Source organism: Actinoplanes sp. NPDC051475, from assembly GCF_040689425.1.
Taxonomy (GTDB): domain Bacteria; phylum Actinomycetota; class Actinomycetes; order Mycobacteriales; family Micromonosporaceae; genus Actinoplanes.
Window position 1 is genome coordinate 15,600 of record NZ_JBFAZZ010000024.1, and the last position, 22,340, is coordinate 37,939.

The 22,340-nt window shown below is 72.4% G+C and carries 23 protein-coding genes; 7 read left to right on the plus strand and 16 right to left on the minus strand.

Translation table 11 applies throughout. From position 1 onward, the window contains the following. Positions 1-3: 3 nt before the first annotated feature. Genes AB0368_RS34495 through AB0368_RS34520 form a run of 6 tightly spaced genes read right to left on the minus strand, consistent with a single transcriptional unit; the run spans position 4 to position 6,409 of the window. Positions 4-1,491: a proton-conducting transporter membrane subunit gene (locus AB0368_RS34495; protein ID WP_366158224.1), complete on the minus strand. Its 1,488-nt coding sequence runs from the start codon at positions 1,489-1,491 to the stop codon at positions 4-6. Beyond that, positions 1,488-3,029 (minus strand): NADH-quinone oxidoreductase subunit M, encoded by a 1,542-nt coding sequence (locus tag AB0368_RS34500; RefSeq protein WP_366158225.1) that lies wholly within the window; start codon positions 3,027-3,029, stop codon positions 1,488-1,490. The genes AB0368_RS34495 and AB0368_RS34500 overlap by 4 nt, the downstream gene beginning before the upstream one ends. Continuing rightward, the gene (locus AB0368_RS34505; RefSeq protein WP_366158226.1) at positions 3,026-4,927 is read right to left on the minus strand and encodes an NADH-quinone oxidoreductase subunit L; all 1,902 of its coding nucleotides are present in this window, start codon (positions 4,925-4,927) and stop codon (positions 3,026-3,028) included. Before AB0368_RS34505 ends, AB0368_RS34500 begins: the two co-directional genes overlap by 4 nt. Continuing rightward, complete coding sequence (gene nuoK / locus AB0368_RS34510; protein ID WP_366158227.1) at positions 4,924-5,244, minus strand: NADH-quinone oxidoreductase subunit NuoK; 321 nt, start codon at positions 5,242-5,244, stop codon at positions 4,924-4,926. Before nuoK ends, AB0368_RS34505 begins: the two co-directional genes overlap by 4 nt. Next, positions 5,244-5,759 carry an NADH-quinone oxidoreductase subunit J gene (locus AB0368_RS34515; RefSeq protein WP_366158228.1) on the minus strand — a complete coding sequence of 172 codons (516 nt, stop codon included), beginning with the start codon at positions 5,757-5,759 and terminating at the stop codon, positions 5,244-5,246. The genes nuoK and AB0368_RS34515 overlap by 1 nt, the downstream gene beginning before the upstream one ends. Further along, positions 5,756-6,409: an NADH-quinone oxidoreductase subunit I gene (locus AB0368_RS34520; protein ID WP_366158229.1), complete on the minus strand. Its 654-nt coding sequence runs from the start codon at positions 6,407-6,409 to the stop codon at positions 5,756-5,758. The genes AB0368_RS34515 and AB0368_RS34520 overlap by 4 nt, the downstream gene beginning before the upstream one ends. Positions 6,410-6,776: 367 nt before the next feature. Here AB0368_RS34520 and AB0368_RS34525 point away from each other — a divergent pair, with 367 nt between their 5' ends. Continuing rightward, positions 6,777-7,199 carry a hypothetical protein gene (locus AB0368_RS34525; RefSeq protein WP_366158230.1) on the plus strand — a complete coding sequence of 141 codons (423 nt, stop codon included), beginning with the start codon at positions 6,777-6,779 and terminating at the stop codon, positions 7,197-7,199. Positions 7,200-7,293: 94 nt separating this feature from the next. On the opposite strand, the gene AB0368_RS34530 is transcribed toward AB0368_RS34525, so the two are convergent. Together AB0368_RS34530 and AB0368_RS34535 are read right to left on the minus strand one after the other, a co-directional pair. Continuing rightward, positions 7,294-8,253: a complex I subunit 1 family protein gene (locus tag AB0368_RS34530; RefSeq protein WP_366158231.1), complete on the minus strand. Its 960-nt coding sequence runs from the start codon at positions 8,251-8,253 to the stop codon at positions 7,294-7,296. Then, a complete protein-coding gene (locus AB0368_RS34535; RefSeq protein ID WP_366158232.1) occupies positions 8,253-8,993 on the minus strand; it encodes an NADH-quinone oxidoreductase subunit C in 741 nt (246 codons plus the stop codon). The genes AB0368_RS34530 and AB0368_RS34535 overlap by 1 nt, the downstream gene beginning before the upstream one ends. Positions 8,994-9,057: 64 nt before the next feature. On the opposite strand from AB0368_RS34535, the gene AB0368_RS34540 reads away from it, so the two are divergent. Both AB0368_RS34540 and AB0368_RS34545 read left to right on the plus strand, forming a co-directional pair. Then, on the plus strand, positions 9,058-9,600 hold the full coding sequence (locus AB0368_RS34540; protein WP_366158233.1) for a SigE family RNA polymerase sigma factor: 543 nt from the start codon (positions 9,058-9,060) through the stop codon (positions 9,598-9,600). Continuing rightward, positions 9,593-10,582 carry a hypothetical protein gene (locus tag AB0368_RS34545; protein WP_366158234.1) on the plus strand — a complete coding sequence of 330 codons (990 nt, stop codon included), beginning with the start codon at positions 9,593-9,595 and terminating at the stop codon, positions 10,580-10,582. The genes AB0368_RS34540 and AB0368_RS34545 overlap by 8 nt, the downstream gene beginning before the upstream one ends. A 4-nt stretch (positions 10,583-10,586) precedes the next feature. Here the strand turns inward: AB0368_RS34545 and AB0368_RS34550 are convergent, their stop codons facing one another. Both AB0368_RS34550 and AB0368_RS34555 read right to left on the minus strand, forming a co-directional pair. Then, positions 10,587-11,891, minus strand: coding sequence for a DUF2252 domain-containing protein (locus AB0368_RS34550; RefSeq protein ID WP_366158235.1), 1,305 nt, complete (start codon positions 11,889-11,891; stop codon positions 10,587-10,589). A gap of 64 nt (positions 11,892-11,955) precedes the next feature. Then, positions 11,956-12,543: an NADH-quinone oxidoreductase subunit B family protein gene (locus AB0368_RS34555; protein ID WP_366158236.1), complete on the minus strand. Its 588-nt coding sequence runs from the start codon at positions 12,541-12,543 to the stop codon at positions 11,956-11,958. A gap of 105 nt (positions 12,544-12,648) precedes the next feature. On the opposite strand from AB0368_RS34555, the gene AB0368_RS34560 reads away from it, so the two are divergent. Beyond that, the gene (locus tag AB0368_RS34560) at positions 12,649-14,067 is read left to right on the plus strand and encodes a gamma-glutamyltransferase (RefSeq protein WP_366158237.1); all 1,419 of its coding nucleotides are present in this window, start codon (positions 12,649-12,651) and stop codon (positions 14,065-14,067) included. Here AB0368_RS34560 and AB0368_RS34565 read toward each other — a convergent pair. Then, positions 13,986-14,960, minus strand: coding sequence for an NAD-dependent epimerase (locus tag AB0368_RS34565; RefSeq protein ID WP_366158238.1), 975 nt, complete (start codon positions 14,958-14,960; stop codon positions 13,986-13,988). The two genes, AB0368_RS34560 and AB0368_RS34565, sit on opposite strands and share 82 nt — an antisense overlap. An 89-nt stretch (positions 14,961-15,049) precedes the next feature. Between AB0368_RS34565 and AB0368_RS34570 the strand changes: the two genes are divergently transcribed. Further along, a complete protein-coding gene (locus AB0368_RS34570) occupies positions 15,050-15,724 on the plus strand; it encodes a TetR/AcrR family transcriptional regulator (protein ID WP_366158239.1) in 675 nt (224 codons plus the stop codon). Here AB0368_RS34570 and AB0368_RS34575 read toward each other — a convergent pair. Together AB0368_RS34575 and AB0368_RS34580 are read right to left on the minus strand one after the other, a co-directional pair. Continuing rightward, positions 15,721-16,524, minus strand: a complete 804-nt coding sequence (locus AB0368_RS34575) for a class I SAM-dependent methyltransferase (protein WP_366158240.1) — start codon at positions 16,522-16,524, stop codon at positions 15,721-15,723. The two genes, AB0368_RS34570 and AB0368_RS34575, sit on opposite strands and share 4 nt — an antisense overlap. Continuing rightward, positions 16,524-16,826 carry an MGMT family protein gene (locus AB0368_RS34580; protein WP_366158241.1) on the minus strand — a complete coding sequence of 101 codons (303 nt, stop codon included), beginning with the start codon at positions 16,824-16,826 and terminating at the stop codon, positions 16,524-16,526. Before AB0368_RS34580 ends, AB0368_RS34575 begins: the two co-directional genes overlap by 1 nt. Before the next feature lie 61 nt (positions 16,827-16,887). Here AB0368_RS34580 and proB point away from each other — a divergent pair, with 61 nt between their 5' ends. Together proB and AB0368_RS34590 are read left to right on the plus strand one after the other, a co-directional pair. After that, positions 16,888-18,000 carry a glutamate 5-kinase gene (gene proB, locus AB0368_RS34585; protein WP_366158242.1) on the plus strand — a complete coding sequence of 371 codons (1,113 nt, stop codon included), beginning with the start codon at positions 16,888-16,890 and terminating at the stop codon, positions 17,998-18,000. Between the two features lie 17 nt (positions 18,001-18,017). Next, positions 18,018-19,256: a glutamate-5-semialdehyde dehydrogenase gene (locus AB0368_RS34590; protein WP_366158243.1), complete on the plus strand. Its 1,239-nt coding sequence runs from the start codon at positions 18,018-18,020 to the stop codon at positions 19,254-19,256. A gap of 4 nt (positions 19,257-19,260) precedes the next feature. Here AB0368_RS34590 and AB0368_RS34595 read toward each other — a convergent pair whose 3' ends face one another. From AB0368_RS34595 to AB0368_RS34605, 3 genes are all read right to left on the minus strand, one after another. Next, positions 19,261-20,067, minus strand: coding sequence for a prenyltransferase/squalene oxidase repeat-containing protein (locus AB0368_RS34595; protein ID WP_366158244.1), 807 nt, complete (start codon positions 20,065-20,067; stop codon positions 19,261-19,263). 80 nt (positions 20,068-20,147) lie between these two features. Beyond that, the gene (moeZ, locus tag AB0368_RS34600) at positions 20,148-21,329 is read right to left on the minus strand and encodes an adenylyltransferase/sulfurtransferase MoeZ (protein WP_366158245.1); all 1,182 of its coding nucleotides are present in this window, start codon (positions 21,327-21,329) and stop codon (positions 20,148-20,150) included. A gap of 111 nt (positions 21,330-21,440) precedes the next feature. Then, on the minus strand, positions 21,441-22,304 hold the full coding sequence (locus tag AB0368_RS34605; RefSeq protein WP_366158246.1) for a DUF3152 domain-containing protein: 864 nt from the start codon (positions 22,302-22,304) through the stop codon (positions 21,441-21,443). Positions 22,305-22,340 lie beyond the last annotated feature (36 nt).

Here is a 22,340-nt window from a genome sequence, read left to right on the forward strand (position 1 = left end):
CGTTCAGCCGGTGAGGGCATCGAAGATCGCCTGCGGCGCGAACCCCACGACGACCGTCACGGCCGCGGCCACCGTGACCGCCGCCACCACGACCCTGGGCGCCGCCACGCGGGTGTGGGTGGCCGCCTCCAGCAGAGTGGGATCCAGGACCGCGACCGGCGCAGCCGAAGCCGGCGGCGCGGCCGGCACGTCCGCCAGGTGGACGCCGACCGGTTCTGGGGCAGCGTAGAGCTGCGCGGCGACACGGACGTAGTACGCCAGGGCGATCACCGCGTTCAGCGCCACGACGCCCGCCAGCCAGCCCCAGCCCGCCGCGATGAGCGTGCCGACGACGGCGACCTTGGCGAAGAGCCCCGCCAGGCCGGGCGGCAGGCCGGCCAGGCCCGCCAGCGCCAGCACCATCGCGGCGCCCATCCAGCGGGCACGGCGGCCCGCGCCCCGGTAGTCGTCGAGGTCGCCGCCGTCCAGGCCAGGGCCGCGCACGGCCGTCACGACCCCGAACGCGATGAACTCGAGGAGCACGAAGAAGACCGCGTACGCGTACGCGGTCCCGACGCCCGCCGCGCCCACCGCCAGCGCCGCGAGGATGTATCCCGCCTGGGCGACCGACGACCAGGCCAGCAGCCGGACCATCCGGGTCTGGCGCAGGGCCACCAGGTTGCCGACCGTCATCGTGAGCACGGCCAGGACCGCCACCAGCGGGCCCGTGTCCAGGCGCTGCACGACCGCGGCGAGGGCCAGGACACCGCCCAGCTTCGAGGCCGTCGACAGGTACGCCGCCACCGGCACCGGCGCGCCGTCGTACGTGGCCGGGGCCCAGGCGTGCAGGGGCACCGCGGCCACCTTGAACGCGAACCCGATCACCACCAGGGCGGCACCGACCGCGGCGAGGGGCGCGTACGGCCCGGAGCCCTCGGTCAGCGCGTCCAGGTGCAGGGCGCCGGTGGCCGCGTACAGCAGGGCCGCACCGAGCAGGGCGATGGCCGTCGACACCACGCTGACCAGGAAGAACGTGACCGCTGCGGAGGCGCCGGCGGCCGACACCCGGACCCGGCGCAGCCCGACCAGGACGTACAGGGGCAGGGTGAGGGTCTCCAGGCCGACGATCAGCGAGATCAGGTCGCCCGCGTACGCGACCACCACGCCGCCCGTCATTGCGCACGTGAGCAAGAAGCAGAACTCGCCGGCCGGCGCCAGCCCCAGGCGCAGCGCGGGCGCGGAGAGGGCCAGCACACCGACGGTCAGTACGGCGAACAACACCGTCATGAGCGCCGCGTGGGGGGTGACCGTCCACGAGCAGAGATCGCCGCTGCAGAAGGTGGCCGCGTGGTCCGGAACGGCGATTGCGCAGACGGCCGTGGCGAGACCGCCCAGCGCCGCGGCCGGGAGGTGGAAGCGGCCCACGGCCAGGTCCATCACCAGGACGAGCAGGGCCGTGCCGGCAGCGGCGTACAGCGGCAGCAGGGCCACGTGGTTGACGGCCTGGGTCATGGCAGCGCTCCGGTCAGGGCGGCCACCGGGTCGGCGGCATTGGCGAGCACCAGCGCGGGCACCAGGCCGACGACCAGGGTGAGCAGGACGAGCGGCGCCCACGCCAGCCACTCCGCCCGGCTGATGGCCGGGAAGCCGGTCACCGCTTCGACCGCCGGGCCGTGGGTCACCCGGCGCAGGAGCCGCAGGAAGTACGTCGCGGTGAGCGCGCCGCCGACCGCCGCCACCACGGCGAGCGTGGTCCACAACGGGCTGCCGCGCTGGATCGCGGCGACGACCGCGAACGCCTCGCCCCAGAACCCGGCCAGCCCGGGCAGGCCGAGCGACGCGATCGCCGCGAAGCCGAGCAGGCCTGCGAGCCGGGGGGCGGTCTCGCGCAGGCCGCCGAGCGCGGTGAGGTCGCCCGTGTGCGCCCGGTCCTTGATCGCGCCGGCCAGGAAGAACAGCAGGCCGGTGATGACGCCGTGCGCCACGTTGCCGATGAGGGCGGCCTGCACCCCGGTCGCCGTCAGCGTCGCGATGCCGAGCAGGACGAAGCCCATGTGCCCGACGCTCGAGTAGGCGATCAGCCGCTTGAGCTCGGTCTGGCGCAGGCAGACCAGCGACCCGGCGATGATCGCGGCCGTGGCCAGGATGCCCAGCGCCGGCGCGGCCCAGGCGGCACCCTGCGGGGCGACTCCGACGCCGATCCGGATGAGGCCGTACGTGCCCATCTTGAGCAGCACCCCGGCGAGGATCACGCTGCCGACCGTGGGCGCCTCGGTGTGCGCGTCGGGCAGCCACGTGTGCAGCGGCCACAACGGCGCCTTCACCGCGAAGGCGACGGCGAACAGCGCGAACGCCACGTGCTGGGTCGTCCGGGAGAGCCCGTGGCCGCCCGTGAGCACCGTCACGTCGCCCGTGTCCGCCGACGCGACCACGGTGAAGACACCGAGCAGGAGCAGCACCGAGCCGAACAGGGTGTAGAGCACGAACTTGCGGGCCGCCCTGCGCCGCTCGGGGCCGCCCCAACCCGCGATCACCGCGTACATGGGAAGCAGGACGACCTCGAAGAACACGAAGAACAGGACCAGGTCGAGCGCCAGGAAGGTGCCGAGGATGCCGGCCTCGAGGACCAGCAACAAAGCCGCGAGGGTACGCCCGGAGCCGCCGGTAGGAACCTTCCACACCGTGTACGCGCAGCAGAGCAGCGTCAGCAGCCCGGTCAGCACGACGAGCGGGTACGAGACGCCGTCCACGCCGATGTGGAACTCGATGCCCAGCGAGGGCACCCAGGGCAGGTCCACCTCGGCCCACGGGATCACCGGAGGCATGCCCGAACCGGTGTAGTCGAACCAGCCGAAGTCCCGCGACGACGGCAGGGCCAGCAGCACCGCCGCCACGAACGTGACCGCGGCGAAGGCCGTCGCGACGATGCGCGCGCCGCGGTCGAGCCGGGCCGGCAGCAGGGCCACCACGATCGCGCCGAGGATCGGGACGGCCAGCACGGCGAGCAGCAGGATCTGCAACGCCGGAGAGACGTCGGTGGGATCGATCATGACGTGGCTCCGTAGATGGCGGCGACGAGGCCGAGGACCAGCGCGCCGGTGAAGACCGCGACCGCCGCGCGCGGCAGGGCGGCCCGGTGGGCGGCGGCCAGCACGGTGCCGAGGCGTGTCGTCGAGGTGCCGGTGCCCTCCACCGCGGCGTCGACCACCCGCTCGTCGGCCAGGCGCACGCCCTGCGCGAGTGCGCGTACCGGCCGTACCACCAAACGGTCTTGAAGGGCGTCCAGCCGGAAGCCGGCGGCGAACAAGGGCCGCAACCGGCCGAGGGCCTTCGCCGGATCCGCACCCGGGAAGGCCTGCCACAGCCACCACGCGCTGCCCGCGCCGAGCCCGAGCAGCACCAGCGGCAGGACGATCGAGACGCCCAGATGCGGCTCCTCGAGCTCCAGGGCGGTGCGGAAGCCGGGCAGGAAAGCGGCGAGCCCGAGCAGGACGGTGGGGACCCCGAGCAGCACCACCGGCCAGCGCATGAGACCCGGCGGATCGTGCGGCTCCGGCTCCTCGTAAACCTCGTAGGAGGCGTCCGCGAAGCCGACCGACCACTGCTCGGCCCGGGAGCGCGGGAAGCCGAAGAAGGTACGCAGCAGCAGGCGGGTCGCGTACCAGGCGGTGATCCCGACGCCCGCCAGCGCGGCGACCCAGACCACCCAGCCGACCCAGGCCGGGGCCGGTCCGCCGCCCTCGGTGGCGTGCGCGGCCGCGACCAGCACGTTCTCCTTGGACCAGAAACCGGCAAGCGGCGGTACGCCCGCGAGCGCGCCCAGGCCCACCACGAACGACCAGAACGTCACCGGCATGTGCGTGCGCAGGCCGCCCATCCGCGACATCAGGTTGGTGCCCGCGGCGTGGATCACGGCACCCGCCGCGAGGAAGAGCAGGGCCTTGAAGGCGGCGTGGGTAAGCAGGTGGAACAGCGCGGCCGCGGGCGAGCCGACCGCGAGGGCGCCGGTCATGTAGCCGATCTGCGAGACCGTCGACCAGGCCAGCACCCGTTTGATGTCGTCCTGCGCGGTCGCGGCGAGCGCGCCCAGCAGCAGCGTCACCGCGGCCATGACGCCGAGGACGGAGAGGGCGACGGGCGACCCCGCGAAGAGCGGGAAAAGCCGGAAAACGACGTAGACACCTGCGGCGACCATCGTCGCGGCGTGGATGAGCGCGGAGATCGGCGTCGGGCCGGCCATCGCGTCGGGCAGCCAGGTGTGCAGCGGGAACTGGGCGCTCTTGCCCGCCACCCCGGCCAGCAGCAGCAACAAGGCCGTCGTCGGCGCGCCGATGTGCTCGATGATGTCGGAGATCCGGAAACTGCCCGCCGCGACGCCGAGCCAGGCGATGCCGAGCAGGAAACCGACGTCGCCGACGCGGGTGACGACGAACGCCTTCACCGCCGCCGCGGGCGCCTCGGGCAGCCGCCGGTCGTGGCCGATCAGCAGGTAGGAGCAGGCGCCCATGACCTCCCAGCCGACCAGCAGCAGGATGAGGTCGTTCGCCGAGACCACCAGCAGCATCGCGCCGGTGAAGAGGCTGACCTGGGCGGCGTAGGGGGCGTACCGGCGGTCGTCGTGCAGGTAGGCGACCGAGTAGATCTGCACGAAGAGCGCCACGACGGTGACCGCCAGCGCGACGTAGAGCGCCGCCGGGCCGAGGGCGAACCCGAGGGTCACCGGCAGATCCCCGAAGGTCACCCAGTGCCCGGTCACCTCGACCGGATCGTCGACCACGATCAGCAGCACGACCGTGATCAGCAGGGCCAGCGCGGCCCCGGTGATGCCCAGCAGAGCGGCCGAGCGCCGTCGGTCCCGGCCGCCGTCGCCGGGTGGCAGCAGCAGGCCGGCCACCCCGAGCAGCAGCGGTACGCCGGCCAGCAGCGGGGTCAGCACGTCGGCGGTCATCCGGCCTCCGGCTCGTGGTGCAGAACGACCTCGTCGACGTGCACCGCGGCGTGCATCCGGTAGTACTGCAGGATGATGGCCAGGCCGACACCGACCTCGGCGGCGGCGAGCACGATGACGAAGAGGGCGAAGACGCCACCCCGGTGCCCCAGGGCGGGCGTGATGGTCGCGTCCGCGGTCATCAGGATCAGGTTGACGGCGTTGAGCATCAGCTCGACCGCCATCAGCACCAGGATCGCGTTGCGACGGCGCAGGACGCCGTAGACGCCCAGGCCGAAGAGCAGCGCCGCCGTCACGTACGGAACAGCCGCATGCATCAGGCCTCCCCTCCCTTCGGGGCGCCGATGTCCGGCCGCGACAGCACGATCGCGCCGACCAGGGCGGAGAGCAGCAGGATCGACAGCACCTCGAACGGCAGCACCCAGGTCCCGAAGATCTCGCCACCCATCCGCTCGGTGGTCCCGGGCTGCGGGAACTCGAAAAGGGTCCAGCGGAAGGCGTCGGCGAGCAGGGCGGCGAGGCCCAGGCCGACACCGCCGCCGACGATCAGCGCGGGCCACGCGGGGCGGTCCAGGTCGGTCGAGGGGCCGATCGGGGCCCGGGTGAGCATGACCGCGAAGAGCAGGAGCACGACGACGGCTCCTACGTACACCAGTACCTGGACCCAAGCGACCAGCTCGGCGCCGAGGACCAGGTACAGGGCGGCCATGGCACCGAGGCTGACGACCAGGTAAAGCCCAGCTCGCACGATATGGGTGGTGGTGACGACGAGCGCGCCGGAGCCGACCGCGACGGCCCCGAGCGCCAGGAGCAGCGCGTCGGCGACGGTCACCGGCCGGGCTCCGGGGTCTCGGCCTGGGTCTCGGCCTGCGGTTCGGCCTGGGGCTCGGCCGGGGCCGGGGCTGCGGCCTGGGGGCGGGTGGCCGGGCGGGCGGTCCTGGCCGGCGTGGCCGCGCCCGGGCCTGCGGCCTTGCGTGCCGCCGTGGCCTCCTCCTTCGACGGCTCGCCGAGCACGTCGTGGGCGGGCGGCGGGGGCACGGTCGGCATCCAGTCGCCCAGGCGGTTCTTGTCGTGCAGCAGGTCGAGCACGTCCATCTCCGAGTACTCGAACTCGGGGCTCCAGTGCAGGGCGTCGAACGGGCACACCTCGATGCAGATCCCGCAGTACATGCACAGCGAGAAGTCGATGTCGAACCGGTCGAGCACGTTGCGCTGCCGGGCCCGCGCCGCGCCGGGCACGACGACCTCTTCCTTGTGCGAGTCGATGTAGATGCACCAGTCGGGGCACTCCCGCGCACAGAGCATGCAGACGGTGCAGTTCTCCTCCAGCAGCGCGATGACGCCGCGCGACCGGGGCGGGAGGTCGGGCTCGACGTCGGGATACTGCTGGGTGATGGACCGCCTGGTCATGGTCTTGAGCGTGACGGCGAGCCCGTTGACCAGGCCCTTGCCGGGCGCGGACCGCTCCCCGTGCTCACTCATAACCGCATATCCTGCCCGGTCGGCGCGGCCGAGGCGAGCACACCCCCACCAGATCTTCCGCCTTGGGTCCTGGGAGGCCGGATGCGACCGCAGGCGGAGTGGGTGACTACGCCTGCGGACCCCCCGATCAACGCGCTCGGGAAGGTATCAACGCCTCTGTCGCTCCCGCCCGATGGTGTGATCGCTGCCATGGTGTCGGCGGCAGGAATATGCACGGCTGACCGGTATGCCGCGGGGCGCGGCAAGATCACTATTCGGTGGCTTCAGATTTTTAGTGATAAATAAAGATGATCGTCAGTTTGTATCCCCTCTGTCCGGTTACTGGTGCTCGTGACACAGTGCCACCGACCACATTGGAGGAACACTGATGGTTCGCACCGCATCCCGTCGCCGGGCGGTTCTGGGCGTCTCGCTGGCCGCGGCCGGGCTCACCGGCGTGCTCGGCGCCGCCGCGCAGCCCGCGGCCGCGGCACCCGCCGCGCCGGCGTCGCCCTGCGTGCAGAAGATCGCCGTCGTCAACAACGGCGGCTTCGTGCTGAACTTCCAGATCACGACCCGGGAGGGCCAGCTCTCCGCGCCGACCGACGACTACCCCGTCAACCAGTGGCGGCTGATCGACCTCACCTCGACGCCGCTCGAGGAGGGGGTGGACGTACGGCCGCTCACGCACGCCACGGCCGGTGACGACGTGCTCGGCAACACCTTCGTGTCCTACTGCGCGAACGGCCAGACGGCCACGTACACCGCCAGCGGGACGACCCTGAACTACACGGTCACGCTGCTGACCTGATGATCCGGACGGCCGGGCGCCCTGCCTCTCCTGGGGTGCCCGGCCGATCGTCACGCAGAGCGAACCGGGGCCCGACACGCTCAGCGAGCAGAAGTCAGAACGCCACCTTGACCGCCGCGGTCAGGACAAGCTGTCCCAGGGCGACCGGCACGAGCACCAGCCAGCACAGGCGCTGGAGCTGATCCTCCCGCAGCCGCGGGTAGCTCACCCGGAACCAGATGATCACGAAGGACACCGCGAAGACCTTCAGCAGGGTCCACAGCCAGCCGAGGTGTGCCGGGTCGGGACCGTGCCAGCCGCCCAGGAAGAGCACGGTGGTGAGGCCGGCGATGACCACGATGCCGACGTACTCGGCGAGCAGGAAGAACGCGAAGCGCAGGCCCGTGTATTCGGTCATGTAGCCAAAGACCAGCTCGGAGTCGGCGATCGGCATGTCGAACGGCGGCCGCCGGATCTCGGCGAGCCCCGAGACGAAGAAGACCACCGCGGCCGGCGCCTGCCACAGCAGCCACCACGGCGACCAGGCCTCGACGATGCCCGGCAGGCTCAAGGTGCCCGCCGCCATGGCGACGCTCGCCGCGGACAGCACCAGCGGCAGCTCGTAGCCGAGCAGCTGAGCCGCTCCCCGCAGCCCGCCGAGCAGGCTGTACTTGTTCGCCGACGCCCACGCGGACATCAGCACGGCCACCACGCCGATGCCCAGCACGGCGAGGACGAAGAACAGACCCACGTCCAGGGGCTGGGCGACCAGGCCGCCGGGTCCGAGCGGGATGACCAGCAGGACGATCAGGTACGGGAAGAGCGCCACGAGCGGCGCCAGCTGGAACACCCTGCGGTCGGCGTCGCGCGGGGTGATGTCCTCCTTCTGCACGAACTTCACGCCGTCGGCGACGAGTTGCGCCCAGCCGTGGAAGGCGCCCGCGTACATGGGTCCCAGCCGGCCCTGCATGTGCGCCATGACCTTGTGCTCGGCCTGCCCGATGACGAGCGGCAGCACGAGGAAGGCGGCGACGACCGCGACGACCCGTACGAGCAGGTCCAGCCAGAGCGGCATCAGCGCTCCCCCTCGGCACCGTCGGGGTTCTCCGCCTTGGGTTCCCGCGGGGCCGGGCGCGCGGGGCGGTCGCCCGGGGCCGGGCGCGCGGGGGCGCGGCGGGTCGGTGGCTCGGGCGGCGGAACCTTGCCCTTCATCGGGCCCCACTCGTTCGGATCCGGGACACCCGGCGGCCGCATCGGGGCGCGCTTGGCCACGCCGGCCTCGGACTCCCCCGGTTCCTTCGCGCCCGGCCATGCCTTCGCGACCCGGGACGCGAGGACGAACTCCTTGCGCAGCGGGTGCCCCTCGAAGCCGGGCGGCAGCAGGAGGGGGCGCAGGTCCGGGTGGCGCACGAAGGTGATGCCGAACATCTCGTGCGTCTCCCGCTCGTGCCAGGTCGCGCCCGGGAAGAGGTCGACGACCGACTCCACCGCCGGGTTCTCGCGCGGCACCCGGGCGCGGATCAGCAGGCCGTGCCGGCGGCGGGTCGACCACAGGTGGGCCACCACGGTGAAGCCCTCGTCGAGCTCGTCGACGGCGGAGAGCCAGTCGAAGAAGTCGCAGCCCAGGGCGCCGGGGTCGCGCGCGGCGCCGATGGCCGTCCACCACATCGCGGCCGGCACGTCGACGACCGCGCGCTCGTGACCGGGTCCGCCGCCGGAGACGCCCGCGGTGATCGCCGAGGGATCCGCGGGCGCGTCGGCGTCGTGGGCTGTCAGCAGCGCGACCAACCGCTCGCCGATCTCTTCGGGCGTCATGGTGCCCATCCTATGATCCGGCGACGCGGCGCAACCTCCGACGCTTCCCGTACGTGTAGTCGCCGTGACATCGCCAGCCGTCAGCCTCGGACCGGAGCCGCTCACCGCCGTGACAGCCACCCCAGTGTCGTTCGACGAGCTGTACGCCGCGCACTACGGCGACCTGACGGTGCAGCTGTACGCGTACTTCGGCGACCGGCAGGAGGCGCAGGACGTGGTGCAGGAGGCGTTCTGCCGGGCACTGGCGCGCTGGCGCACCGTGTCGGCGTACGACGATCCGGTCAGCTGGGTACGCCGGGTCGCGTGGAACCTCGCCGTGAGCAGGTGGCGGCGGGGGCGTACCGCGTTGAACTTCCTGCGCCGGCAGCGGCCGGTCGAGGCGCAGGTCGACGGGCCGAGCCCCGAGCGGGTGGCGCTGGTCGCCGCGCTGGGCACCCTGCCGCCGGCCCAGCGGCGCGCGATGGTGCTGCACTACCTGGCCGACATGACGATCGCCGAGATCGCCGATCGGGAAGGGGTTGCCGAGGGCACGGTCAAGTCGTGGCTGCACCGCAGCCGGGCCGCCCTGGCCGCCGAGCTCACCACCGAGGGGGTGCGCAATGCCTGACCAGATCGAGAGCCTCTTCGCCGGGCTGCGCGCCGAGACGCTCCCGCAGGTCCGGCCGCCGGGCATCGCCGCCGTACACCGGACCGTGCGCCGCCGCCGTACGGCCCGGAGCGTGGCGGGCGCGACCGCCGTGCTGGCCGCCGCGGGCGCCTTCGCCGCCATGGGTCTGCCCGAGCATGATCAACGCAAGGCGCCCGATGACCGGATGGCCCGGCTCACGGCCGCCGCGCAGCGGGCCGTCGGCGAGCAGGTGCCGGACCGCGGCGGCCACGCGGCCGCCGGGCCCGTGACCGGCGGAACCGTCGAGAACGTCCCCGGCCTGACCGCCGGCAGCTACATCGTTGCCGTGGCGTGCGCGGGCGCCGGGGTACTGACGCTGGCCGTGACGCGGTCGGACGGGGAGAATCCGATGGCCCTGGGCGGTCAGGTCGTCTCCTGCGCGACAGACCCGCAGGCCGCGACCATGCCGTTCCAGCTTCCGGTCGACGGCGAGCTGACCGTCTCGCTGCATGGTGACGATCAAGCCGCCAGAGAAGCGGCCTACTCGCTCGTGGTGGCGCGAGCCGGCGCCGCGGACCAGTCGGCGCCGGTCGATCCGGAGTCGTCGTGGAACGCCGGCCGGGCCGCCCAGGTGCTCTCGTCGGGCGGCCACTTCCAGCCGGAGCGGATGACCACCGAGCGGCCGGCCCAGACCACCCAGGCCGTGCGGCAGGCCGGCGAGTACGAGTTCCGGATGGCCTGCGCCGGCCCCGGCTCCGTCGTGGTGCGGCTGCAGCAGCTCGCCGTGCGGGACGGCCGGATCAGCGACGCCGGCGGGGTCCTGTCGGACGAGGTGGTGAGCTGCACCGACGTCGACCCGCGGGCGGCCGACGGGAGCACCACAGTGGTGCTCCCGAAGAACGCGACGCTCGCGGTGACGGTCACCCCGGACGAGGCCGCCCGGAACCGTGCCGGGTTCGCGTACTACCTCGACCCCGTGTGACGCGTCAGCCCAGGCCGGGGAGGCGGCCGTTGCGGAACACGTCGACGAAGTCCTGGTGGTCCTCGCGGGTCTGGTCCCCGTACGCGTGGGCGAAGTCGACCAGGAGCCGCACGAAGCCGGTCTCGTCCTTGTCGACCTCGGCCACGATGGTCTCCTCGGTGGAGAAGTCGACGAGGTCGTGGCTCGACTCGTCGTCGGCGACCGAGTGCATGCGGGCCACCGCGCGGCCCAGGTCGGTGAGGACGCCGGTCAGCTCCTCGGGCTCGTTGACGTCGGCCCAGTCCAGGTCGGCCGCGTACGGCGACACCTCCGCCACGAGCTGGCCCACCCCGTTGAGCTCGGTGTAGCCCAGCCACGGGTCGGCGTGCGCCTGCAGGGCCCGCTGCGACTCGGCGGTGCGGTGGCCTTGGTGGCGGAAGTAGCCGCGCACCCGCTCGTCGTCGATCCAGCGGGCCACCGCCGGGATCTGCGCCTGCTTCATGTAGATGATGACGTCGTTCTCCAGCGCCTGGGTGTGCCCCTCCAGCAGCAGGTTGTACGACGGCAGCCCCGCCGACCCGATGCCGACGCCCTTGCGCAGCTTGATGTCCTTGATGTTCGTGGACACCCCGTCGCCGCGCGACGGCAGCGTCGCCAGGTACTGCTGGAAGGCGTCGCGAACCGTGGCGGCGGTCGCGTCGTCGACCTCGTACACGCCGTCGCCGAGGGAGAACCGGCGCTCGTAGTCGTCGATCGTCGTCTGCCCGGCCAGCAGGTCGACGCGGGTGTTGAGGCGGGCCTCCTGGAGCACCCGGCGCAGGACGCCGTCGGCGTTCTCCAGGGTGATCGACCCGATCGCGTCGTCGCCGCCGCGGGCGATGGCCCGCAGCTCGGTCAGGTACGCCCCGGCGAACGTGGTGACCAGCGAGGTGATCACATCGTCCGAGAGCGCCTTGCTGTAGCCGATGAGGGCGACGCTGGCGCAGAAGCGCTTGAGGTCCCAGATGAACGGGCCGACGTACGCCTCGTCGAAGTCGTTGACGTTGAAGACCAGCTGACCGGAGGAGTTCATGTAGGTGCCGAAGTTCTCGGCGTGCAGGTCGCCGTGGATCCACACCCGGCTGGTCCGCTCGTCGAGGAAGCGGTCGTCGGCGAACGCGCCGGTCATGTCGGCGTAGAAGAGCGAGGCACTGCCCCGGTAGAACGCGAAGGGCGAGGCCGCCATCTTCCGGAACTTGCGCCGGAACGCCGCCGGATCGATCGCCATCAACTCGCCGAATTCCCTGGTCAAGACGTCGATGATGAAGTCCGACCGCGGTTGATCACTCATGCCCCGCAGCGTAGACCGGGAAGTCGATAGCTGTATGTCACAGACGCGACGAACCGGCGACGCGTCAGGCCGGCGGGCGCACCACTGGGGCCGTCAGCGAGGCGGCATCGCGGGAGGATGCGGAGGAATCCGGCGGACCGGGCACCAGCCCGTCACCGGAGCGCAGCGGGTCGGGGCGCGGAACGCCGCCCGGGCCGGACTGCTCGGCGGCGATCTTCTCCTGCAGGCGCAGGATGCCGTGCAGCAGCGCCTCGGGCCGGGGCGGGCAGCCGGGCACGTAGACGTCGACCGGGATCAGCTGGTCGACCCCCTTGGTCACCGAGTACGAGTCCCAGTAGGGGCCGCCGCAGTTGGCGCACGAGCCGAACGAGATCACGTACTTGGGCTCGGGCATCTGGTCGTAGAGCCGCTTGATCGCCGGGGCCATCTTGTCGGTCACGGTGCCCGAGACCACCATGAGGTCGGCCTGGCGCGGACCGTGCGCGAACGGGATCACGCCCATCCGCATGAAGTCGTGGCGGCTCATGCTGGTCGCGATGAACTCGATGGCGCAGCAGGCCAGGCCGAAGTTGAACACCCACAGCGAGTAGCGGCGCCCCCAGTTCAGCACGAACTTGATGGGCTCACCGAGCACTCCAGGCAGACCGGCCACGCCGCTCAACGTACCCCAGGCCGCCGTACGCCCGGCGGGGGATCGGCGGCCGCCACGGACGCGGATGGTAACCACGGGTGGGCTGCTGCGCCTACGCTTCGCCCAATGGAGATTTCCCCACGGACGGGGCGGGTGGCAGCCGGCGTCGCCGCCAGCCACCCGGCGACCACCGCGGCCGGGCTGCGGATCCTGGAGGCCGGGGGTTCGGCCGCCGACGCCGCGGTCGCCGCGGTGCTGGCCACCTGCGCCGCCGAGACCGTCTACACGGGACTGGGCGGCGGCGGGTTCGCGACGTACTTCGACGCCGCGTCGGGCGACGTGACCTGCCTCGACTTCTTCGTCTCGGTGCCGGGCACCGACGGTGACCGCCGGCCGGGCCCGATGGTCGCCGTCGACGTGTTCTTCGGCGGGGTGCCGCAGGTCTACTCGATCGGCGGGGCCAGCGTCGCCGTGCCGGGCGTGCCCGCGGGCTGCGGCGAGGTGCACCGCCGCTGGGGACGGCTGCCCTGGGCGGCGCTGGTCGAACCGGCCTACGAGCTGGCCGTCACCGGGGTCGAGATGCCGCCCGCCCACGCGCGCACGCTGGACGCCTGCGCGCCCGCGCTGGCACACGGTGACGGAGCCGCTGTCTACGCGCCCGGCGGGCAGCTGCTGCGGGGCGGCGACCAGCTCTTCCACCCGGGCCTGGCGACCGCCTTCGAAGCGCTCGCCGCCGAGGGCCCGGCCCTGTTCTACACCGGCGCCTACGCGTCCCTGATGGTCGAGACGGTACGCGCGGCCGGCGGCGCGATGGGACCGATGGATCTGGCGGCGTACCGGGTGCTGGAGACGCACGTCGACCACGCGATGCTGGGGTCGTACCGGGTGCGGGCCCGCCACGACCTCAACCGGACCGTCGACACCATCGCGGCACTCCCCGCGGGCCTGGCCAACCTGCCACGGCCGGAACGGGCCGTGGCGTTGGCCGCCGCGCTGCGCGACCGGGGGCGGCAGAAGATCGGCGACACCACCAACGTCTCGGTGGTCGACCCCGAGGGCAACGCCTGCGTGATCACCACGACGATGGGTCTCGGCGCGGCGGTCTGGCTGCCCGGCCTCGGCATCAACCTGAACTCGATGCTCGGCGAGGGCGAACTCATCACCGACGACCTCGCCCCCGGACGCCGGATGTCGTCGAACATGTGCCCGCTGGTGGTGATCGACGAGGCGGGCGCGCTGGCCGTGGCGATCGGATCCGCCGGGGCGTCGCGGATCCGCACCGCGCTGGTGGACACGCTGATCGGCGTACTGGTCGACGGCCTGGACATGCCGGCGGCCATCGCCCGGCCGCGGTTCCACGTCGTCGACGACACGATCCACGTCGAGCCGGGATACGCCCGCGACGAGCTGGACGCGCTGACCGAGGCCGGCTGGCAGCTCCGGGAGTGGCCGGAGATCAACCACTACTTCGGCGGCGTCACGGCCGTGGGGGTGGGCGGCGCGGCCGGTGATCCCCGCCGGGACGGCGTCGGACTGCTGCTCTGACTCTCTTCGCGCAGGGCCACGTCCAGGCTCGTCGCGGTGAGGCCGAAGGTGCTCGCGGTCTCCTGCGAGTCGAGCAGGAACGGCCCGTAGAACTGGTAGTCCATCTCGGCCAGCTCGCGGGCGATCGGCACGGCCAGTCCGGCGGTACGCATCACCCACCGAGGCAGGCGCCGGAGCTTCACCGCGGGTTTGCCGGTCAGTTCGGAGTACCGGGCGGCCAGGTCGCGGACGCTGACGGCGGGCTGTGACGGCACGTGCCAGGCCCGGCCCCACGCCCGCTCGTCGCGGGCCAGGGTGACGAGCGTACGGGCCATGTCGCCGATGTAGGTCCAGGTGTGCGGGATGTCCGGGTCCCCGGGCAGCCACGCGGTGCGGCCCTTGGTGATCGCCGGGATGAGCACCGCGGAGAACACGCCGTCCGCGCCGGCGCCGACGTAGTCCGACCCCCGGGCCTCGAACGTCCGGACGCCGCTCGCGAGGGCGTCCTCCCACATCGCGATCCGGACCCGCCCTTTGCGGCCCGTCGCGGCGAGCGGGGTGTGCTCGGACATCCGGCCACCCGGCTGCGGTCCGTACCCGTAGAGGTTTCCGGTGATGGCCAGGACCGCGTCGTTCTCCTTCGCCGCCTTGATCATCGCGGCGGAGACCGGCGGCCACAGCTCCGGCCATTTCGTGTACGCCATGTTCGCGCAGTTGTAGAGCACGGCGGCGCCGCGGGTGAGCTCGCTCAGGCGCCGGGCGTCGCCGGCGTCGGCGGCGACCCGTTCGACCAGCGGGTGATCGAGGCCCGATCCGCTGCGGGTGACGACGCGGACCGTCTCGCCCGCCTCGGCGAGCAGGCGGGCCACCGCCGTACCGACCGGCCCGGCACCGACGATTACGTGGGTCGACATGGTGTTCTCCTTTGTGAGCACTGCTCTCAGTGTCAGTGCCGGGACGGGCGCTGTCAAGAGCAGTGCTCTCGATGTGGCACACTGTTCGCATGACTGCCGCCTCGCTCCGCGCCCGGCTACGCGCCGAGATGTCCGACGAGATCAAGGCCGCCGCCCGCCGGCACCTCGCGACCGACGGCGCCAACCTGTCGCTGCGGGCGGTCGCGCGCGAGCTCGGCATGGCCTCGTCCGCGGTCTACCGCTACTTCGCCAGCCGGGACGAGCTGCTCACGGCCCTGATCATCGACGCGTACGACGCCCTGGGCGCCGCCGCGGAGACCGCCGACGAGCAGGGGTCGCCCGTGCAGCGGTGGCTTGCCGTGTGTCACGCCGTACGGGATTGGGCGCTGGCCAACCCGCACGAGTGGGCGCTGATCTACGGCAGCCCGGTCCCCGGCTACCAGGCCCCTCGCGACACGGTCGGCCCCGCGGTCCGGGTCATCCTCGCGCTGGGCCGGATCGTCCAGGACGCCGCCACGGCCGGCCAGGTCGAGATCGGCGAACCGGTCGGCGGACGCCTCGGCGAGGAACTCGCGGCCGTGGCCGAAGAGGCCGCCCCCGGCGCACCCCCGCAGCTGGTGGCCCGCAGCATGGCCGGCTGGATCCACCTGTGCGGCGCGGTCAGCGCGGAGCTGTTCGGGCAGCTCAACAACACGATCGACCAGCGTCGCGAGTTCTTCGAGTTCCAGATGCGCGGCGCGCTCGCCTGGATCGGCTTGCGCTAGATCTTCCGCGCGCGCAGGACGTGGCCGCCGGGAGTGTCCTTCGGTACGCCCGGACGCCCGAAGTACCGCTCGGCGAGCTCCGCCGGCCCGAGATCCTCGACCTCGCCGAACCCGTGCTCGTTCAGCAGCCCCGCGATCTCCTCCGGCTGGAACGACGACCGCCACGGCTCCCCGACCCGCGCCGCCCGGGCCGCCCGCGCCTCCAGTGCTGTGCGCCGCTCGGACGACATGGACGCCGTCGGCATCGCGTAGTCGAACACCACCTCCGCGCGGTCGGTCCCCGCGACGAAGGCCAGCGTCTCGTCGAACCCCGTACGGCTCAGATACGGCACGACACCGAGCCAGACGAAGAACGCCCCCGCCCGCGCCGCGAGCCTGTCCCGCAGCGACTCCTTCTCGAAGTCCACCGGCACGTACGTCAGCGTTGCCGGCACCTCGATCCGGGCGTCGTGCAGCCGGCGCCGCTTCCACGCCTGGGTGTCCGGGTGGTCGACCTCGACCACCTCCAGCCCCGGGTACGGGTTCCGATAGGCGAACGTGTCCAGCCCCGCGCCGAGCACCACCGCCTGCCGGGTCCCGCGCTCGAAGGCGGCGGCCAGCGCGTCCTCGGCGAAGCGGGCCCGCGCGGCGATGAACAGCCGCTGCCCCCGCCGGCCCGGCACCTCGTCCGTGTCCGGCGGCTCCCCCACGATCCGTACGGCCAGCGGATCCGCGAAGATCGCCCCGCCGTCGATGACCTGATGGGCCGCCCGGTAACGCGCCGCGCTGTACGCCGTGCGGCTCGGCTGTCCCGTCTCCATCAGGGCATCCACCCGGCCCGTGCGATGTCCACGTGATCACCCTTCAGGGGCACCCCTTCGCTCAGCAAGCGCTGCCTCGCCTCCTGCTCGTGCCCCGGCGGCATCCGCCCGGAACTGGTCACCACCCGGTGCCACGGGACGCCGCCACCGTGTCGCGCCATGATCGTCCCGACCTGGCGCGCCGAGTTGCGGCCCGACCGCTCGGCGAGGGCGTCGGCCACCGCGCCGTAGGACATGACCCGGCCCTCGGGGATGCTCTCCACGAGCCGCAGCACCTCTTCGACGTACTCCTGCGGTGTCACCGCTGCCACGATATGGGATCCGCGCCGGGGTTCGCGGGCCGCGGCGAGCAGAATGGTGCAGGTGCGTGAAGAGGTGACCGGTGCTCGCCGGGTCGTCGTCAAGGTGGGGTCCTCCTCGCTGACGACGGCCACCGGCGGGATCGACGAGCAGCGGGTCGACGCCCTGGTCGACGTGCTGGGCAGGCTGGCCACCCAGGGCCGGGAGGTCGTGCTGGTCTCCAGCGGCGCGATCGCCGCCGGCCTGGCCCCGCTCCGGCTCCGCCGCCGGCCGCGCGACCTGGCCACCCAGCAGGCGGCGGCCTCGGTGGGTCAGGGCCTGCTGATCGGACGGTACGCGGCCGGCTTCGCCCGTCACGGCCTCACAGTGGGCCAGGTGCTGCTCACCGTCGACGACGTGACCCGGCGCGCCCACTACCGCAACGCGTACAGGACGCTGCGCAAGCTGCTCGACCTCCACGCGCTCCCGATCGTCAACGAGAACGACACGGTCGCCACCGACGAGATCCGCTTCGGCGACAACGACCGCCTGGCCGCGCTCGTCGCCGCCCTCGTCCATGCCGACCTGCTCGTCCTGCTCTCCGACGTGGACGCCCTCTACACCGGCAACCCCTCGGACCCGCAGTCCCGGCGCATCACGGCCGTCCGCGACGAGACCGACCTCGAGGGCATCGCCATCGGCACCGCAGGCAAGGCCGGCGTCGGCACCGGCGGAATGGTCACCAAGGTCGAGGCCGCCCGCATCGCCACCGGCTTCGGCATCCCGGTCGTGCTGACGGCGGCCCCGATGGCCGGCCCGGCGCTGGAGGGCGAGGAGGTCGGCACCCTCTTCCAGGCGGTCAAGAACCGTCCCGCCGCCCGGCTGTTCTGGCTGGCCCATGCCACCTCGCCACGCGGCCGCCTGCACCTCGACGCGGGCGCCGTCGCGGCGGTCGTCGCCCGCCGCAAGTCGCTGCTGCCGGCGGGCATCACCGCCGTGGACGGCTCGTTCGCGGCCGGCGACCCGGTCGACCTCGTCGACGCCGACTCGGGCGCCCCGGTCGCGCGCGGCCTGGTGAACTACGACGCCGTCGAACTACCCGCCCTGCTCGGTCGCTCCACGCCGGAGCTGGCGGCGGCCCTCGGGCCGGGATATGAACGAGAGGTCGTGCACCGCGACGACCTGGTCCTCCTATGAACCTCCCAGGAGTCATCATGAGTGTGCATCAGCAGGCCGCCGAGGCCCGGGTCGCCGCGATCGACCTGGCCGCCGCCACCCGCGCGGAGAAGGACGCCGCGCTGCTGCTGATGGCGCAGCGCCTCGTCGACCGGGCCGACGACATCGTGGCCGCCAACGCCGTCGACATCGACAACGCGCGTACCGGTGGACAGCCGGAGGCGATGGTCGACCGCCTGGCCCTGACCCCGGACCGGGTCGCCGCGATGGCCGACGGCCTGCGGCAGCTCGCCGCCCTCCCGGACCCGGTCGGCGACGTGGTCCGCGGCTCGACCCTTGCCAACGGCCTCGAGCTGCGCCAGGTGCGGGTCCCCTTCGGCGTGGTCGGCATCATCTACGAGGGCCGCCCGAACGTGACCGCAGACGCGGCCGGCATCTGCCTGAAGTCCGGAAACGCCGTCCTGCTGCGCGGATCCGGCTCGGCGATGAGCTCGAACGCCGCGATCGTCTCGGTGCTGCGCAAGGCGATCGCGGAGTCCGGCCTGCCGGCCAACGCGGTCCAGCTGCTGGACGCGACGACCCGCGACTCGGTCAAGGAACTGATGAAGGCCCGCGGCCTCGTCGACGTCCTGATCCCGCGCGGCGGCGCCTCGCTGATCAAGACGGTGGTCGAGGAATCGACGGTCCCGGTGATCGAGACGGGGGTCGGAAACTGCCACGTGTACGTCGACGAGGCGGCGGACCTGGAGAAGGCGCTCGGCGTGGTGCTGAACTCGAAGACGCAGCGGCTGTCGACCTGCAACACGGCCGAGTCGCTGCTGGTCCACTCGGCCCTGTCGGAGTCCTTCCTGCCGCTGGTGATCGAGGAGCTGATCAACGCCGGCGTGACCGTCCACGGCGATCCCCGGGTAGCGGCCTTCGACGGCGTGGTGCCGGCAACCTCGGAGGACTGGGGCAAGGAATACCTGTCGGCCGACATCTCGCTCGCGGTGGTCGACTCGCTGGACGATGCGCTCGACCACATCCGCCGCTACGGCAGCGGGCACACGGAGGCCATCGTCAGCGAGAGCACGACGGCGGTGCGACGTTTCGCGGCCCGGGTGGACGCGGCCGCGGTGATGATCAATGCGTCGACGCGGTTCACGGACGGTGGGGAGTTCGGGTTCGGAGCGGAGATCGGCATCAGTACGCAGAAGCTGCACGCCCGCGGCCCGATGGGCCTGCCGGAGCTGACCTCGACGAAGTACATCGTCACGGGCAACGGCCACACCCGCTGACGCCTCAGCGACAGGCTCGGATGGCGATCAGGGTGGTGTTCACGTCGAAGTTCGGGCCCTCGTCGCTGTCCCAGCCCCCGTCCGTACGCTGCGCCTCCCCCAGCCGCTTCCGAGCGCTCTGTGGCAGCCAGTCGTCCCCGAGGTTGACCCGGCGAAGGGCGGCCGCCATGTTCGCCACGTCCGCCGGGGACATGTCGGGCAGGCGATCGCCCAGGACGAGTTGCACGCGCGCCGACTCGTAGAAGAACTGCTGCTCGTGCAGCAGTCCGGCCGCATGCCAGCCTGTCGCCAGGAAGGACGGCCAGGTGCCGTCCGGGCGCAGCTGGGCGACCACGAAGCGGGCCGCGGCGGCGAGGGTGTCGGCGTACCGGGCTGGTTCCTCGTGGTGCGGGTGGGCTTCCACCTCGGCGACGGTCATCCAGAAGCCGGCCACCGCGGTCAGGTACAGCGTGGCCTCGGGGTCGCCCGGCATGGCCCAGGGCGGGGCTTCCGGGGCCAGGGACTCGTCCTCCTGCCAGGTGCCGTCGCCGCGCTGGACGCCGGCCAGCCAGCTCAGCGCGCGGTCGACCTGGGGGCCGCGCAGGCCGCCGAGGTCGTCGAGTTCGGAGAGGCGGAAGCAGGTGGCGTCGACCGAGGACACGGCGCTGTCGCCGGCCGCCGGCCAGCCGCCGGACGGGGTCTGCCCGCTCTCGATCCGTTCCAGCACGCCGGGTGGCGGCTGGGTGCCCTTGCGCAGGTAGGACAGCCGGGCCCGCTCGACCGGGTCGCCGTGGGCGACGACGTACCCGATCGCGGCATCGATATCGACCACGATCGTGACGCTACAACCAGAACTGACTTTGCGCTGCACTCGGCCGCCCGCCCTCAGGACGGGCGGCCGGGCGGACGGACCTAGTAGGAGGGCAGGGACGGGTCGACGGTGTTCACCCAGGACACGATGCCGCCCTGGACGTGCACCGCGTCCTTGAAGCCGGCCGCCTTCAGGGCGGCGAGTGCCTCGGCCGAGCGGACGCCCGACTTGCAGTGCAGGACGATCTGCCGGTCCTGCGGGAAGCGGGACAGGGCGTCGCCGGAGAGGATCTCGCCCTTGGGGATCAGCGTCGCGCCCGGGATGCGGTTGATCTCCCACTCGGCCGGCTCGCGGACGTCGACCAGGAACAGGTCCTTGCCGGAGTCCTGCATGTCCTTCAGCTCGCGGGCGGTGATCGTCGCGTTGAGCGTCGCCTCCTGCGCCTCGGTGGAGACGGCGCCGCAGAAATCCTCGTAGTCCTCGAGCAGGTCGGTGACCGTCGGGTTCTCGCCGCAGAGCGCGCAGGCCGGGTCCTTACGGACCTTGATCTTGCGGTATTCCATCTCCAGGGCGTCGTAGACCATCAGCCGGCCGACCAGCGGCTCGCCGATGCCGGTGATCAGCTTGATCGCCTCGTTGACCTGGATGGAGCCGATCGACGCGCAGAGCACGCCGAGCACGCCGCCCTCGGCGCAGGACGGGACCATGCCGGGCGGCGGGGGCTCCGGGTAGAGGCAGCGGTAGCAGGGACCGTGCTCCTCCCAGAAGACCGAGGCCTGGCCGTCGAAGCGGTAGATCGAGCCCCAGACGTACGGCTTGCGGAGCAGCACCGCGGCGTCGTTGACCATGTAGCGGGTCGCGAAGTTGTCCGTGCCGTCGACGATGAGGTCGTACTGGCCGAAGATCTCCTTGACGTTGTCGCGGTCGAGCGCGGTGTTGTGGATGACCACGTTCACCAGCGGGTTGATCTCGCGGATGCTCGACGCGGCGGACTCGGCCTTGGGCCGGTCGACGTCGGAGACGCCATGGATGATCTGGCGCTGGAGGTTCGACTCGTCGACGGTGTCGAAGTCCACGATGCCGAGCGTGCCGACCCCGGCCGCGGCCAGGTAGAGCAGCGCCGGGGAGCCCAGGCCACCGGCGCCGACGACGAGCACCTTGGCGTTCTTGAGCCGCTTCTGCCCCTCCATCCCGACGTCGGGGATGATCAGGTGACGCGAGTAGCGGCGGATCTCATCGACGGACAGCTCGGCGGCCGGTTCGACGAGCGGGGGCAGTGACACGGTGAACTCCCCGGGTTGGCGGTAAGGTGCGCCACCATTGTTGCTCGTGGATCGCCGCCGTGGGCATGACGTGGAACACCGGCCCGAGATGCGGGACGCGGGAATGAATCGTCACCCGGCGCGAACGGCGGGCCCCTGGAGCGGCCGATCGCCCCGGCGCGGCCAGGCGTACGGGACGCAGCCGCGCAACGTCAACGTCTGCTGCACCATGACGGGCGCCGGTCCCCCGAGCCTCGGGCAGCCCTCGTGGTGCCGGCCCAGCTCGTGGCCGACCTCGTGATTCACCACATACTGGCGGTAGACGGCGAGCGGAATCCGGGCCGAGACGTAGGTCGGAGCCGAGAGGCGCCACCGGTCCAGGTTGATGATCGCCCGCCCGGTGGCCCGGCACGACGTGTACGGCCGCCCGCCGACGGTGATGTTCACGCCCCCTACGCGGCACATCCGCCCTGCGGTGTCCCGGGTGGCCAAGTACACCGTGAAGCTCGCCGGCTCGGTGCCGGGCACGCGCTGCAGCCGCAGGTTCCCGTCGCCGACCCAGCTCCGCCCGTCGCCGAGGGTCGCCTCCACCTGCGCGGCGAAGGCGGTGAGGTCCTCGTTGCTGCCGCGCTCGACGGCCACGTGGTAGCGGCGCACTGCTCCGGCCGTACCGAAAATCCTGCTTCGTCCGGGGGCGACGTCGAACCGGCCTGAACCGTGCGTGGGGACCTTGCCCGGCAGCGCCAGCGCGTTCTGCGCGACGGGAACCGGCGCTGCCGAGGTGGGCGAGGGCGACGCAGCGGCGGAAGGCGGCGGAGCCGGGGCGAAGATGGGGGCTGCGGCTGACGGCAAAGGTGAGGCGGGCGGCGTCACGGTCGACGACCACACGGTGGGCAACCACATGCCGCCGGCGAACAGCAGTCCCGCCACCATCGGCGCCGCCAGCCACATGCGGCGGCGCCGGTTGCGGACCGGCGGCGTACGGAAGTCGATCATTGCCGCCAGCGTGCCACAGCCGGCGTCGCCGTGCCG